Annotated in this window: 12 protein-coding genes; 1 reads left to right on the top strand and 11 read right to left on the bottom strand. The window is 72.5% G+C overall.

The window, feature by feature from the left end; genetic code table 11:
- Positions 1 to 85: 85 nt before the first annotated feature.
- Positions 86 to 1015 (top strand): sulfite exporter TauE/SafE family protein, encoded by a 930-nt coding sequence (locus PVE36_RS04985; protein WP_277454965.1) that lies wholly within the window; start codon positions 86 to 88, stop codon positions 1013 to 1015.
- Positions 1016 to 1041: 26 nt separating this feature from the next.
- Here the strand turns inward: PVE36_RS04985 and PVE36_RS04980 are convergent, their stop codons facing one another.
- The 11 genes from PVE36_RS04980 to PVE36_RS04930 all read right to left on the bottom strand — a co-directional run bounded on the left by PVE36_RS04980 (position 1042) and on the right by PVE36_RS04930 (position 13685).
- The gene (locus tag PVE36_RS04980) at positions 1042 to 2130 is read right to left on the bottom strand and encodes an amidohydrolase family protein (RefSeq protein ID WP_277454963.1); all 1089 of its coding nucleotides are present in this window, start codon (positions 2128 to 2130) and stop codon (positions 1042 to 1044) included.
- A 31-nt stretch (positions 2131 to 2161) separates the two neighbouring features.
- Positions 2162 to 2809, bottom strand: a complete 648-nt coding sequence (locus PVE36_RS04975) for an SDR family oxidoreductase (protein ID WP_277454962.1) — start codon at positions 2807 to 2809, stop codon at positions 2162 to 2164.
- A 55-nt stretch (positions 2810 to 2864) separates the two neighbouring features.
- Complete coding sequence (locus tag PVE36_RS04970; protein ID WP_277454961.1) at positions 2865 to 3680, bottom strand: alpha/beta fold hydrolase; 816 nt, start codon at positions 3678 to 3680, stop codon at positions 2865 to 2867.
- Positions 3680 to 5305, bottom strand: a complete 1626-nt coding sequence (gene ffh / locus PVE36_RS04965) for a signal recognition particle protein (RefSeq protein ID WP_277454960.1) — start codon at positions 5303 to 5305, stop codon at positions 3680 to 3682. The genes PVE36_RS04970 and ffh overlap by 1 nt, the downstream gene beginning before the upstream one ends.
- 39 nt (positions 5306 to 5344) lie before the next feature.
- On the bottom strand, positions 5345 to 7702 hold the full coding sequence (locus PVE36_RS04960; RefSeq protein WP_277454959.1) for a [protein-PII] uridylyltransferase: 2358 nt from the start codon (positions 7700 to 7702) through the stop codon (positions 5345 to 5347).
- Positions 7703 to 7715: 13 nt separating this feature from the next.
- The gene (locus PVE36_RS04955; RefSeq protein WP_277454958.1) at positions 7716 to 8054 is read right to left on the bottom strand and encodes a P-II family nitrogen regulator; all 339 of its coding nucleotides are present in this window, start codon (positions 8052 to 8054) and stop codon (positions 7716 to 7718) included.
- Positions 8051 to 9394 carry an ammonium transporter gene (locus tag PVE36_RS04950; protein ID WP_277454956.1) on the bottom strand — a complete coding sequence of 448 codons (1344 nt, stop codon included), beginning with the start codon at positions 9392 to 9394 and terminating at the stop codon, positions 8051 to 8053. Before PVE36_RS04950 ends, PVE36_RS04955 begins: the two co-directional genes overlap by 4 nt.
- A gap of 98 nt (positions 9395 to 9492) precedes the next feature.
- Positions 9493 to 10965, bottom strand: coding sequence for a signal recognition particle-docking protein FtsY (gene ftsY / locus PVE36_RS04945; protein ID WP_277455763.1), 1473 nt, complete (start codon positions 10963 to 10965; stop codon positions 9493 to 9495).
- A 38-nt stretch (positions 10966 to 11003) separates the two neighbouring features.
- Positions 11004 to 11462 carry a DUF309 domain-containing protein gene (locus PVE36_RS04940; protein WP_277454955.1) on the bottom strand — a complete coding sequence of 153 codons (459 nt, stop codon included), beginning with the start codon at positions 11460 to 11462 and terminating at the stop codon, positions 11004 to 11006.
- 4 nt (positions 11463 to 11466) lie between these two features.
- The gene (locus PVE36_RS04935; protein ID WP_277454954.1) at positions 11467 to 13452 is read right to left on the bottom strand and encodes a M13-type metalloendopeptidase; all 1986 of its coding nucleotides are present in this window, start codon (positions 13450 to 13452) and stop codon (positions 11467 to 11469) included.
- The gene (locus PVE36_RS04930) at positions 13449 to 13685 is read right to left on the bottom strand and encodes a hypothetical protein (RefSeq protein WP_277454953.1); all 237 of its coding nucleotides are present in this window, start codon (positions 13683 to 13685) and stop codon (positions 13449 to 13451) included. The genes PVE36_RS04935 and PVE36_RS04930 overlap by 4 nt, the downstream gene beginning before the upstream one ends.
- Positions 13686 to 13737 lie beyond the last annotated feature (52 nt).

The following is a 13737-nucleotide window of genomic DNA, read 5'->3' as shown; positions in this document are numbered from 1 at the left end:
CCGGGAAGTCCGACTTGTGCGATGGGACATTGACACACCAAAATGATAGGAGTTCGAATCGCGCCTCTCCACGAAGGAAGTCCCCATGCGCAAGCTCGTCCTCCTCGCCGTCGTCGGTTTCCTCGCCCAGCTCGTCGACGGCTCGCTCGGCATGGCCTACGGCGTGACGACCACGACGCTCCTGCTCGCCATCGGCACCAGTCCGGTCGCGGCCTCGGCGACCGTCCACCTCGCCGAGATCGGCACGACACTCGTCTCGGGGACCGCTCACTGGCGCTTCGGCAACGTCGACTGGCCGGTCGTGCTCAAGATCGGCGTCCCGGGAGCGATCGGCGCCTTCGCCGGAGCGACCTTCCTCGCCGGGCTCGACACCTCGACCGCGACACCCGTGATGTCGGGGATCCTCCTCGCGCTGGGGATCTATGTCCTCGTCAGGTTCACCGTCGGGGGCCTGCGCAAGGACCGGCTCGGCACTCCCCTGCGCGCGCGATTCCTCGTCCCGCTCGGGCTCTTCGGTGGCTTCGTCGACGCCACCGGCGGCGGTGGCTGGGGCCCCGTCGGCACCCCTGCGATCCTCGCCAGCGGCCGCATGGAGCCGCGCAAGGTCATCGGCTCGATCGACACCAGCGAGTTCCTCATCTCGGTGGCCGCGAGCATCGGCTTCCTCGCGGCCCTCGGTTCCCGGGGCATCGACTTCTCGTGGGTCGCCGTGCTCCTGCTCGGCGGCATGATCGCCGCGCCGATCGCCGCCTGGCTGGTGCGCACGATCCCGCCACGCGTCCTCGGCTCCGCCGTCGGGGGGATCATCGTGCTCACCAACTCCCGCACGATCATGGGTGAGGGCGCCCTCGACCTCTCCGGGTCGGTCGTGTGGAGCGTGCAGCTCCTGGTCATCACCGCCTGGGTCGCTGCGGTCTCCCACAGCGTCCGTGCCCACCGGGCAGAGGTGGCGGCCGAGCAGCGCGCGAGGATGCAGACCGAGCAGGAGCGCGCGCTCGTCAGTGACCCCGCCTGAGGCCCCCGCCCGGGCCGGGAGGGGTGTCAGCGTCCGGCGACCCGCCGGCCGCGCAGGATCACGTGCTCTGGCGTGCCGCAGGTGCGCACGTCCTCGCGGGGGTCCTCGGCCACGACGACGAGGTCGGCGTCCTCACCCTCGGCGATCGCGGGCCGGCCCAGCCACTCGCGCGAGCGCCAGGTACCGGCAGCAAGGGCCTCGGTCTGCGAGAAGCCGGCACGGGTGAGCAGCTCCATCTCCTGCGCGACCAGGCCGTGCGGCAGCGAACCCCCGGCATCGGTCCCCACGTAGACGTCGATGCCCGCATCCCGGGCCGCGGCGATGGTCTCGAAGCGCCGCTCGTGCAGCTGGAGCATGTGGCGGTGGTAGTCGGGGAACTTCTCGGCCGCCGGAGCCGCGATCTGCGGGAAGGTCTCGATGTTGACCAGGGTCGGGACGATGGCGATGCCCTGCCGGGCGAAGGCGTCGATGGTCTCCGGCACCAGCCCGGTGGCGTGCTCGATGCAGTCCGTCCCCGCGGCGGCGAAGTCGGCGAGCGACTCCTCGCCGAAGCAGTGCGCGGTCACCCGCGCACCCTCCTCGTGGGCGGCGGCGATGGCCTCGGCGAGCACGTCACGGGGCCAGCACGGGGTGAGGTCACCGGCTCCACGGTCGATCCAGTCGCCGACGAGCTTGACCCAGCCGTCCCCGGCGCGCGCCTCGGCGCGCACCCGGGAGACGAGCTGGTCCGGCTCGATCTCGTGCGCGAAGTTGCGGATGTAGCGGCGGGTGCGCGCGATGTGCCGGCCGGCGCGGATGATCTTGGGCAGGTCGTCGCGCTCGTCGACCCACCGGGTGTCCGCGGGTGACCCGGCATCGCGGATGAGCAGCGTCCCGGCGTCCCGGTCCGTGAGCGCCTGCTGCTCGCTGGTCGCGTCGTCCACCGCCCCGTGGGCATCGAGCCCGACGTGGCAGTGGGCGTCGACGAAGCCCGGCAGGACGAACCCCCGGACGGTCTCCACGTCACCGCTCGCAGGCGGTGTGAAGGAGATCCTCCCGTCGACCACCCACAGCTCGGGGACGCTCTCGTGCTCGGAGACGAGCACCTCTCCCGTGACGTGCAGCACATCGGTCATGGCTCGAGGCTATCCTCCGACGCGGGCCGGGTCAGCGCAGCGCCTCGGTGATCGGGGTGGACCCGTCGTGGAACTCGATGGTGCGCCGGACGGTGCCGTTGGACTCGATCGACTCGGCGATGACCCGGGCGACGTTCCCCCGGGAGACCTCACCGCTGCCCTCCGCCCTCGAGGCGACCTCGATGGCCCCGGTGGACGGGCCGTCGGTGAGCTTGCTCGGGCCCAGGACGGTCCAGTCGAGGTCGGTGCCGCGCAGGTGCTCGTCGGCCGCCGCCTTGGCCTCGGCGTAGGGGAAGAAGGGGCTGTCCGGCTCGACCCCGTGGTCGGGGCCGGCTCCGCAGTAGCTGACCATGACGTAGCGCTGCACGCCCGCCCGGGCGGCGGCGTCCATCGAGCGGATCGCGGCGTCACGGTCGACCGCGTAGGTGCGGTCCGGGTTGCCGCCGCCGGCACCGGCCGACCAGACGACGACGTCGTGGTCGGCCACGACCTCGGCGATCCCGTCCACGTCGAGCTCCGCGACGTCGGCGAGGACGGGGGTGCCGCCGGCGGACTCGACGTCACGGACGTGGTCGGGGTTGCGGATCACGGACGTCACCGTGTGGTCCTCCTCGGCGAGGAGGGGTGTGAGCTCGAGGGCGACCTTTCCGTGTCCACCGATGATGGCGATGCGCGACATGACAGCTCCTTCTGCTCGGGAGTGCCCAAGAATAGTCAGGCACCCCTCCACCCCATCACACCTCGGCCCGGCCGCGCTCGCCGGTGATCAGTGCGCGCAGGGCCGCGGTGGTCACCTCCGGCTGCTCGGAGTGGACCCAGTGGCCGGCCTCCTTGACCGTCACCTGGCGCACCCGGGGGAAGAGCCGCCGCATCTCGGCGTCGTTCTCCTCCGAGACGTAGGGGGAGTTCGCTCCGGAGAGCCACAGCACCGGCCCGTCGAAGGGGGGAAGCTCGGCGATGCGCTCCTCCGGCCACCCGCCGATGGCGGCGATGTCACGCTCGAGCAGCGCCAGGTTGGGCAGCCAGCGCCACCCGTCGCCGTCACGTCGCAGGTTCTGCAGGAGGAATCCGCGGATCGCCGGGTCGGGGGCCGCCTCCCGCATCGCCTCGTCGGCGTCCGCGCGGCTGCTCACCTCGTCGAGGTCCATCCCGCGCATGCTGGCGAGAAAGGTCTCGAACTGGGTGAACGAGGCCGTGGGCGCCGGTGAGATGTCCACGACCGCGAGCCGCTCGACGAGCTCGGGCTCGGTCAACGCCAGCACCATGGCGGTCTTGCCGCCCATCGAGTGCCCGACGACCGTCCACGGCTCCTCGGGGTCGATGGTCCGCAGCGTGTCGGCGAGCACGGCGGCCGCGTCGAAGTAGTCGATGCGGTCCGACCACGGGGAATGCCCGTGGTCGGGCATGTCGACCAGGGTGGGTCGGCTGACGTCGGCGAGGCCCTTGGCGATCTGGTTCCAGTTGCGTCCCTGGCCCAGCAGGCCGTGGCAGAAGGCGATCCGGGGCCCCGACTCGCCCGAGCTGACCGTGTGCAGCGCCGGCTCGCCCACTACTGACCCAGGAACTTCTCGAAGCCCTTGGGCAGCTGGCTCGGGTCGAGGTCAGCGGGCCGGGGCTGGTCGGAGCCCTCCCCGGCGGCTGCACCGCCGAAGGCCGAGCCGGGGGCGCTGGTCCGCCCGGCCGCCTTCTCGGCCGCCTCCCGCTCCTGCTGGGCGCGCTTGGCCGGGTTGCCCGACTTGCCCTTCTTGCGCTGCTGCTGCTTGCCCTTCTTGCGGTTGGCGCCACCGCCACCGCCCCCGGGGGCACCGGGCATCCCCGGCATGCCGCCGCCACGGGCCATCTGCTTCATCATCTTCTGCGCCTGCCCGAAGCGTTCGAGCAGCTGGTTGACCTCCGAGACGCTGACGCCGGAGCCCTTGGCGATGCGCGAGCGGCGCGAGCCGTTGATCTGCTTGGGGTGGGTGCGCTCGAACTGCGTCATCGAGCGCACCATCGCCTCGATGCGGTCGAACTCGCGCTCGTCGAGGTTGTCCAGCTGAGCGGACATCTGGCCCATGCCCGGCATCATCTTGAGCATCGACTTCAGCGAGCCCATCTTCTTGATGGCCGACATCTGCTGGAGGAAGTCGTCGAAGGTGAAGTCCTCCTCGGCGAGGAACTTGCGCTGCATCTCCTCGGCCTGGCCGCGCTCGAAGGCGCGCTCGGCCTGCTCGATGAGCGTGAGGACGTCACCCATGTCGAGGATGCGGCTGGCCATCCGGTCGGGGTGGAAGACCTCGATGTCGCGGGTCTGCTCACCGACGGAGGCGAACATGATCGGTCGTCCGGTGGTCCCGGCGACGGACAGCGCGGCACCACCGCGGGCATCGCCGTCGAGCTTCGACAGCACGACACCGGTGAAGTCGACGCCCTCGGCAAAAGCCTGGGCCGTCTCGACCGCCGCCTGGCCGATCATCGCGTCGATGACGAAGAGGACCTCGTCGGGGCGGACGGCCTCGCGGATGTCGGCCGCCTGCTGCATCAGCGCCTCGTCGACCGCCAGCCGGCCGGCGGTGTCGACGATGACCACGTCGTGGTGCTGCGCCTCGGCGTGCGCGACCCCGGCGCGGCCGACGGCGACCGGGTCACCAAAGGAGCGGGTGCCCTCCCCGGAGTCGAGGACGGCGTCGTGGCCGCCCAGGTTGCCGCGCTCGGGCGCGAAGACGGGCACCCCGGCCCGCTCACCGGTCACCTCGAGCTGGGTGACGGCATTGGGGCGCTGCAGGTCGGCCGCGACGAGGATCGGCGTGTGGCCCTGCTCCTTGAGCCAGGCACCGAGCTTGCCGGCGAAGGTCGTCTTGCCGGAGCCCTGCAGGCCGGCGAGCATGATCACCGTCGGCGGTCGCTTCGCGAACTCGATCGAGCGGGTGTTGCCACCGAGGATCGTCACGAGCTCCTCGTTGACGATCTTGATGACCTGCTGCGCCGGGTTGAGCGCCCCGCTGACCTCGGCCCCGGTGGCCCGCTCGCGCACCGCGCGGGTGAAGTCCTTGACCACGGGCAGCGCCACATCGGCGTCGATCAGGGCCATCCGGATGTCCCGGACGGTCTTGTTGACATCGGACTCGGACAGCCGCCCCTTGCCGCGAAGGTTCTTGAACGTCGCGGTCAGGCGGTCGGACAGGCTGGTGAACACCCGACCTAGGCTATCTTCCCGCGCGACCCCCTTCGTCCCCTACCCGTCGCAGGCACCGAGGATCGCCGAGATCGCTCGTGCGACGGCGGCAGGAGGCAGGGGCGCCCCCGCCGGGTCGCTCAGGCAGAACGTGTCCAGGGTCTGGTCCGCGACGGTGGCGATGTGCGCCGAGCGCACGACGACGTCCGTCGAACCCAGGGCGCACCCGATGTCGTGGAGCAACCCGGGGCGGTCCCCCGCCCGCACCTCGATGAGCGTCTCTGCCTGCGTGCCCGGCACGACGAAGGCCCGCGCTCCCGGCGTCGCGGCACCCGGTACCGCGCTCTCCCTCGTGCCGGACCGTCGGGCCCGCCCCAGCCGGGCCAGCACGGACCGGTCCCCCGCCGCCAGGCGCTGCAGCCCCGCGACGATGCGTCCGGCGTCCGGGGCGTCCGGGCCGGGCGACTCGACGATCCACTCGTCCACCGCGTGGTCCCCGATCGTGACCAGCTTGGCGCGGCGCACGTGGAAGCCCTGCGCAGCGAGCAGGCCGGCGGTGTCGGCGAACAGACCCCGGCGGTCCCGGGCCTGGACCGTCACGGCCCAGCCGCAGCCCGCGTCCTCCACCCGCACGTGCGCCCGTCCCTCGTCGACGGCTCGGCGCCCCTCGTCGTCGGCGACGGGGTCGGCCACCACCGGCAGTGCGGCGCCGGGGACCTCGCCGGTCAGCCGGGCGCGGACCTGACCGGTGAGGGTGTCCACGAGGGTGGCCCGCCAGTCGGTCCACGCGGCGGGCCCCGCTGCGCGGGCGTCCGCGATCGTCAGTGCACGCAGCAGCTCGAAGGTCTCGACGTCCCCGCCGACGAGCTCGCAGACCGCGTCCGCCGTCGCCGGCTCGGACAGGTCGCGGCGGGTGGCGAGGTGCACGAGCGTGAGGTGCTCGCGCACGAGGAGCACGACCAGCTCCCGCTCGGCAGGAGGCAGGCCCCACCTGTGCAGGATCCTGCCTGCCAGGTCGGCACCGGTCCTGCAGTGGTCACGCGAGCCGGCGACCTTGCCGATGTCGTGCAGCAGTGCGGCCAGCAGCAGCAGGTCGGGCCGGGCGACGTCCCGGGAGAGCGCACAGGCCTGCTCGACCGTCTGCAGCAGGTGCCGATCGACCGTGTGCCGGTGCACGGGGTTGTGCTGGGGCCGGCAGCGCACGCCGTCCCACTCGGGCAGCCACATCTCGACGATCCCCACCTGATCCAGGGCCTCCCACACCGGGGTCAGGCCGCTCCCGGCCGAGAGCAGGTCGGTCAGGAGCGTGAGCACCTCCGCGGGCCACGGGGTCGGCAGGCGCGGCGCCCGCGAGAGGTTGTCCACCGTCACGGGAGCCAGGGCGAGCCGGTGGCGGGCGGCGACGGCTGCGGCGCGAAGGGGGAGGGTCGCCTCGGTCCGGACGCGCCGGGAGTCGGCGAGGACCACCTCGCCGTCGTGGGCGTGCAGGCCGTGACCGAGCGGGGTCAGCCGAGGCCGCCGTGGCCCCACGCGCAGGGTGCGGGCCCGCTGGCTCTGCTCCGCCCGGCGCATCGTCCCCTCCAGGGCCCACGCGATGGTCCGCGCGGCGGTGGCGACGCGCACGAGCATGTCGTCGGGGTCGCCGAGCCCGAGGAGGGCGGTGACGGCGTCGTGCTCCTCGGCGACCAACCGGTCGCGACCACGACCGGTGACGACGTGCAGGGCGTCCCGCACGTCAAGCAGCTGCGCCAGGGCGGGCTCGACCGGACCGTGCGGCTGGTCGGCGAGCCAGGCGCGGGTCAACGCGCCCAGGACCGTGACGTCCCGCAGTCCCCCGACCGCCTCCTTCAGGTCGGGTTGGATCTGCTGGGCGAGCTCACCGTGCCGGCGGTGGCGCTCGCGCACGGTCTCGACGAAAGCCGGCAGTCGCGTGCGCGCCCCGGCGCGCCAGTCGCGCCCGACCCCGGCACGGACCGCCTCGACCACGCCGTGGTCGCCGGCGACCGGGGACAGGTCGAGCAGGCCGGTGGCGGCCGACAGGTCCGCTCCGGCCACCGACCGGCACTGGGCGATCGAGCGCACCGAGTGGTCGAGGGACAGGCCCGAGTCCCACACGGGGTACCAGAGCCGCTCTGCGGCCACGCCCAGCTCGGCGGCGGGCAGGCTGCGGCCGTCGTGGAGGAGGATGAGGTCGAGGTCGCTCAGCGGACCCGACCACCCCCGCGCCAGGGAGCCGACGGCGGCCAGCGCCACACCCTCGCGCTCCCCCACCGCATCGGCGTACAGGCCGGCGAGCCAGTCGCGGGTCACTCCGGCGATGGCGGCCCGACGTGCCGGGCCGGCACCCGGGGTGGCGAACTCCCGGGTGCCGGCCAGGTCGAGGCGTGCGGCCCTGATCCCGGCGCTGTCGCTCCTCATCGGCGACGGAGGCTCACAGCGCCTCCTCCCCCTTTTGTCCCGTGCGCACGCGGACGACCTCGTCCACGGGGCTCACCCAGACCTTGCCGTCGCCGATGCGCCCGGTGTGGGCCGCGGTGACGATCGCGTCGACGACGGGGCCGGCGTCGACGTCCTCGACGAGCACCTCCACGCGGATCTTCGGCACGAAGTCGACGACGTACTCGGCGCCGCGGTAGACCTCGCTGTGACCGCGCTGGCGACCGAATCCGCTCGCCTCGCTGACGGTCATGCCCGTGATCCCGAAGGTCTCCAGGGCCTCCTTCACATCGTCGATGCGGTGCGGCTTGAGGATTGCCGTGATGAGCTTCATGAGCGGACCTCCGAGGTGCTCTCGGCCGGAGCGGCCGGGGTGGGAATCGGGCTGAAGGGCCCCACGAACGCGGTCGAGCGCGGTGCGCCCAGCCCCCCGAAGTCGTAGCCGGACTCGGCGTGCGCCGAGGCGTCGATGCCGCTGGACTCGTCGTCCTCGCTGACCCTCCACCCCATCGTGTACTTCAGGGCCAGGGCGATGATGGTGGTGACGACGACGGAGATGGCCACCGCGACGAGGGCGATGATGACCTGGACGGCGAGCTGGGAGAGGCCGCCTCCGTAGAAGAGACCGGTCTCGGTGCCGAGGAATCCGATGGCGACGGTGCCCCAGAGGCCGGCGACGAGGTGGACGCCGACGACGTCGAGGCTGTCATCGAGACCGAAGCGGAACTTCAGGCCGACGGCCACCGCGCAGAGTGCTCCGGCCACGGCGCCGAGGGCGATCGACCCGACCGGAGAGACCGACCCGGCGGCCGGGGTGATCGCGACCAGACCGGCGACGACGCCCGAGGCCGCGCCGAGCGAGGTCGCGTGCCCGTCCCGGACGCGCTCGACGAGCAACCACCCGAGGATCGCCGCGCACGTGGCGGTCGTGGTGTTGACCCAGGCCAGGCCGGCGACACCGTCCGCGCCGTACGCGGACCCCGCGTTGAAGCCGAACCACCCGAACCACAGCAGAGCCGCGCCGAGCATGACGAGCGGGAGGTTGTGCGGGCGCATCGCGACCGTGCCGAATCCCTGTCGGCGTCCCACGATCATGGCCAGCACGAGTGCCGCGGCACCGGCGTTGATGTGCACGACGGTGCCGCCGGCGAAGTCGATCGGCTCGGCGATGGATGCGAAGGGCCCGTCGCCGCTGAGCAGTCCGCCGCCCCACACCATGTGGGCCATCGGGAAGTAGGCCAGGGTCACCCACAAGGCGGCGAAGACGAGCCACGTGCCGAAGCGCGCACGGTCGGCGATGGCTCCGCTGATCAGCGCCACGGTGATGATCGCGAAGGTCGCCTGGAAGCCCACGTCCACCACGACCGGCAGACCGCCGTCGAGGACGAACTCGCCCGTGGCGTCGGTGATCGTTCCGTCGAGACCGAAGTGGGTGAAGGGGTTGGCGAACAGCCCGGCGACGGAGGCGCTGCCGTAGGACATCGACCACCCCCACAGGACGTAGACGACGCCCACGACGGCCATGGCGCCGTACGACATCATCATCATGTTCAGCACGGACGTGCGGCGGACCATGCCGCCGTAGAACAGGGCGAGGCCCGGTGTCATCAGCAGCACGAGCGATGCGCTGACGAGCATCCAGGCGGTGAGGCCGGTGTCGAGTGAATTTTCCATGTCGGCAGCATCCGACCCCGTGATTTCACCGGCGGTGCTCCCGGGTTACCCCGGTGTTTCGTCCGGGCCCTCCACGTGAACTTCCTGTGTCGGCCCGGTCAGCCGACGATCGCGTCGACGAAGGCCTCCGGGACGAAGGGCGCCAGGTCGTCGCGACCCTCACCGAGCCCGACCAGCTTGACCGGCACGCCGAGGGTGCGCTGGACCGCGACGACGATGCCGCCCTTAGCGGTGCCGTCGAGCTTGGTCAGGACGACGCCGGTGATGTTGACCGCCTCGGCGAAGACCTTCGCCTGGGCCAGGCCGTTCTGCCCGGTCGTCGCGTCGAGGACGAGGAGCACCTCGTCGATCGGGTTCTGCTTCTCGATGACGCGCTTGACCTTGGCCAGCTCGTCCATCAGCCCGACCTTGTTGTGCAGGCGACCCGCGGTGTCGATGATCACCGCGTCGGACTCCATCTCGTGGCCGGCCCGGACCGCGTCGAAGGCCACCGACGCCGGGTCGGCCCCGTCGCGGTCGCTGCGGATGGTCGGCACCCCGACGCGCGCGCCCCAGGTCTCGAGCTGGTCCGCCGCGGCGGCACGGAAGGTGTCGGCCGCGCCGAGCACGACGTCGCGGTCGTTGGCGACGAGGACGCGGGCGAGCTTGCCCACGGTCGTCGTCTTGCCGGTGCCGTTGACCCCGACGACGAGGATGCACGCCGGCCGGCCGTCGACGCGGCTGGCCGCGAGGCCACGGTCCATGCTCGGGTCCACCAGGCGCAGCAGGTCCTGGTACAGCCAGTCCTTGGCGACCTCGGGGTCGGTGGTCCCGTCCACGGACACGCGCTCACGCAGGGAGTCGACGAGCTCGGTGGTCGGCTCCATGCCCAGGTCGGCTGCCAGGAGGGTGTCCTCGACGTCCTCCCAGTCCTCCTCGGACAGCGAGCCCTGGGAGAGGAGCGCGAGCAGGCCCTTGCCGATCGCGCCGTTGGAGCGCGCCAGGCGGGAGCGCAGCGCACGCATCCGGTCGCGGGTCGGGGCCGGGGTGTCCAGCTCCGGCTCGGGTGCCGCCTCGGGCTCGGGTACCGCCTCGGGCTCCGTGTCAGGGAGGGCCTCCGGCTCGCTCGTCGGCTCCGCGGGCGGGGCGGTGGCGGCGGTGCGGGCACGCTCGTCGGCGTCCGGCTCGACGGGGGTGAAGTCCTCGTCGGTCGCCTCCCGGGCGGCCGGCTCCTCCGCCGGGGCCCCGGTCGGGGCCTCGGTCGGGGTGGCGGTCTTCTCCTCGACCGGCTCCTGCGCGGGCGTCGTCGGCTCGGTCGGCTTCTCGGCGGGGGCCTCCGAAGCCGGGGGCTGGTCCCCCTTCGCCTCCTCGGGCGGCGCCTGCGGCCTGGCGTGGTCGCTCGGCCGGTCGAGGACGATCGTGCCGCTGCGGTGGTCGGTGGTGCCCTTCGGCCGCTCCGGCGGGCGCTGCTCCGGGGGGAGCTCCTTGGACTTCCCGCCGCGGCCGCGCAGCAGCCCGACGGCCATCCCCCCGAGGAGGAGCAGCAGCCCGAGGGCCACGAGGATGTACTCGGTCAGCGTGTCGATACCCATCACGGGCACCATCTTCGCAGGGTCTACGAGTGCCCCGGTCAGGCCACCAGGTGTGGCACCGGCACATCGGCTGACGGGTCGTCCACGAGCTGCGCCGCCCAGGCCACGAGACCGCTCACGTCGATGCCGTGGGGCGGGTCGGTGGCGAAGGGGGCGATCGCCTCGCCACCGCGCGCGGTCACCGTGCGCGCTCCGCGCGGGTTGCCCCGGCGCTGGTGGGTCAGCCCGACGGCGAGCTGGGCCAGGCCCTGCCACAGCGCGCGCTCCGGCGACTCCCGGGGCAGGGTCTTCCACTGCTCCTCGAGGACCTCGTGGGCGTGGAAGGGCATCTCCCGGTCGAGGTAGTCCTGCGCCCGGGCCAACGCCTCGCGCGGGGTCCGCTCACGCTCCTCGACGCGCTCGACCCCGGTGCTGCCGTGCGGCAGCGGACGGCCGAGGCCGTCGCGCGGGCGGGCGCTTTCCGCCCGTCCGGCGGCATTGCGGTCGCGGGAGGGCACGGCGTCAGAAGAGGCTGACGCGCTCTGCCGGGGCGAGCCACATCCCGTCGCCCTCGCGGGTCCCGAAGGTCTCGTGGAAGGCGTCGATGTTGCGCACTGCATTGCCGCGCACGTCCTGGGGGCTGTGCGGGTCGATCGAGAGCAGCCGGATCGCCTCCTCGGTCCGGGCGTCGCCGCACCAGACCCGGGCCCAGTTGGTGAAGAAGCGCTGGTCACCGGTCAGCCCGGAGTCGTCGGTCTGCGTGGCGCGCTCGCCCACGGCGATCCGGTAGGCGGCGTGCCCGATGGCCAGGCCCCCGATGTCGCCGATGTTCTCCCCGACGGTCAGGGCGCCGTTGATGGTGTGGCCGGGCGCGTGGCGCGTCTCGTAGACGTCGAACTGCTCGATGAGGGCATCACGCCGCTCCTCGAAGGCCTCGCGGTCGGACTCGGTCCACCAGTCGCGCAGGTTGCCCTGCCCGTCGAAGGTCGAGCCGGCGTCGTCGAAGCCGTGCCCGATCTCGTGGCCGATGACCGCGCCGATGCCGCCGTAGTTGTCCGCGTCGTCGCCCTCGGCGTCGAAGAAGGGCGGCTGGAGGATGGCGGCGGGGAAGACGATCTCGTTCAGACCGGGGTTGTAGTAGGCGTTGACGGTCTGCGGCGTGAGGAACCACTCGTCCCGGTCGACCGGCCCACCGAGCTTGGTCAACGCGCGGTCGACCTCGAAGGCGGCGACCCGGCGCACGTTGCCGACGAGGTCACCCTCGACGATCTCGAGGGCGGAGTAGTCGCGCCACCGGACGGGGTGGCCGATCTTCGGGGTGAAGGCCTCCAGCTTGCGCAGTGCCTCCTCCTTGGTCTCCTCCCCCATCCACGTGGACGCGGCGAAGGAGCGACGGAAGGCCTCGACGAGGTTGTCGACGAGCGCGACCATCCGCTCCCGGGCGGCCGGCGGGAAGTGCCGCTCGACGTAGAGCTCGCCGACGGCCTCGCCGAGGGAGGCGTCGACGAGCGAGACGCCGCGCTTCCAGCGGGCCCGCTGCTCGGGGATCCCGGAGAGGGTGCGGCCGACGAAGTCGAACTCCTCCTCGACGATGCTGCTGTCGAGGTAGGCGGCCAGCGACTGCACGATGCGCAGGCGCAGCCAGTCGCGCCACGTCGCCAGGTCGACCGAGGCGAGCAGCGAGGACAGCCCGCGCAGGTAGTCGGGCTGACGCACGACGACCTCGGCGAAGGGGGTGGCCGCCCCGAGCGCCGCTGCCCACCCGGCCCAGTCGATCCGGGGCGTGAGGCCGGCGAGCTCGTCGGCGGTCATGAGGGTGTAGGTGCGGATCGGGTCGCGGTTGGCGACCCGGTCCCAGTGGTCCTCGGCCAGCCGGGTCTCCAGGTCGACGACCCGCTCCGCGGCGTCCGCCGCGGCGGCCTCGTCCATGTCGGTCGCCAGGGCGAGCAGGCGCGCGACGTGCCCGCGGTAGGCGGTGACCGTCGCCTCGTGCTGGGACTCGCGGTAGTACGACTCGTCGGGCAGCCCGAGGCCACCCTGCTCCAGGTAGACGACGTAGCGGGAGGAGTCCTTGTCGTCGGTGTTGACGAAGGGCTGGACGAAACCGCTGACACCGTCCCGGGCCAGCCGGCCGGTGAGCGTGACGAGATCGGCCACGGAGGCGACCTCGTCCACGGCGGCGAGCAGCTCGGCCAGTGGGCTCGCGCCGAGCGCGTCGGCACGCTCCTCGTCGAGGAAGGAGCGGTAGAGGGCCCCGACCTTGCCCGCGATCGAGTCGCTCGGGCTGTCGGGGTCGGCGCCGACCTCCTCGATGAGGGCACGCACGTCATCCTCGGCGCGTTCGCGCAGGACGTCGAAGACGCCGTAGCGTCCACGGTCCGCGGGGATCTCGACGGTCTTCAGCCAGTGGTTGTTCACGTGGCCGAAGAGGTCGTCCTGCGGACGCACCCTCGGGTCGACGGGGCCACGGAAACCCACAGGTGCGGTGGCGGCGTGGGTGTCGGTCATGAGGCCTTCCGGTTGCTCGGCGGGTCCGACCGTCGCGTCGGGTTGGCCTGCGCGACGGCCTCGGAGGCTCGGCTGGTGGCGTTGTCCGTCCGCTCGCGGACCCTGACCACGACGCGCTCGCCGCGGGCGGTCAGGATCTCGCGCCCGTCGCGGCGGGCGGGGATCGCGACGACGGCCATCACCGCGGCGGAGAGGACGAGGCAGATCAGCAGCCCCACGATTACGGCGGTCATGGGGCAATAGTCTCCCGCCGGCCGTCACCACTCAACTCGACAGGCCGTTGGG

This window comes from Janibacter sp. DB-40, assembly GCF_029510815.1.
Taxonomy (GTDB): domain Bacteria; phylum Actinomycetota; class Actinomycetes; order Actinomycetales; family Dermatophilaceae; genus Janibacter.
Note: the sequence above shows the minus strand (reverse complement) of the source record. Positions and strands in the feature narration are given on the sequence as shown.

Bases quoted from the DNA above. Each gene is read 5' to 3' on its own strand.
- PVE36_RS04985 (WP_277454965.1), top strand. From the start codon at position 86: ATGCGCAAGCTCGTCCTCCTCGCCGTCGTCGGTTTCCTCGCCCAGCTC.
- PVE36_RS04980 (WP_277454963.1), bottom strand. From the start codon at position 2,130: ATGACCGATGTGCTGCACGTCACGGGAGAGGTGCTCGTCTCCGAGCAC.
- PVE36_RS04975 (WP_277454962.1), bottom strand. From the start codon at position 2,809: ATGTCGCGCATCGCCATCATCGGTGGACACGGAAAGGTCGCCCTCGAG.
- PVE36_RS04960 (WP_277454959.1), bottom strand. From the start codon at position 7,702: ATGAGGAGCGACAGCGCCGGGATCAGGGCCGCACGCCTCGACCTGGCC.
- PVE36_RS04955 (WP_277454958.1), bottom strand. From the start codon at position 8,054: ATGAAGCTCATCACGGCAATCCTCAAGCCGCACCGCATCGACGATGTG.
- PVE36_RS04950 (WP_277454956.1), bottom strand. From the start codon at position 9,394: ATGGAAAATTCACTCGACACCGGCCTCACCGCCTGGATGCTCGTCAGC.
- ftsY (WP_277455763.1), bottom strand. From the start codon at position 10,965: ATGGGTATCGACACGCTGACCGAGTACATCCTCGTGGCCCTCGGGCTG.
- PVE36_RS04935 (WP_277454954.1), bottom strand. From the start codon at position 13,452: ATGACCGACACCCACGCCGCCACCGCACCTGTGGGTTTCCGTGGCCCC.
- PVE36_RS04930 (WP_277454953.1), bottom strand. From the start codon at position 13,685: ATGACCGCCGTAATCGTGGGGCTGCTGATCTGCCTCGTCCTCTCCGCC.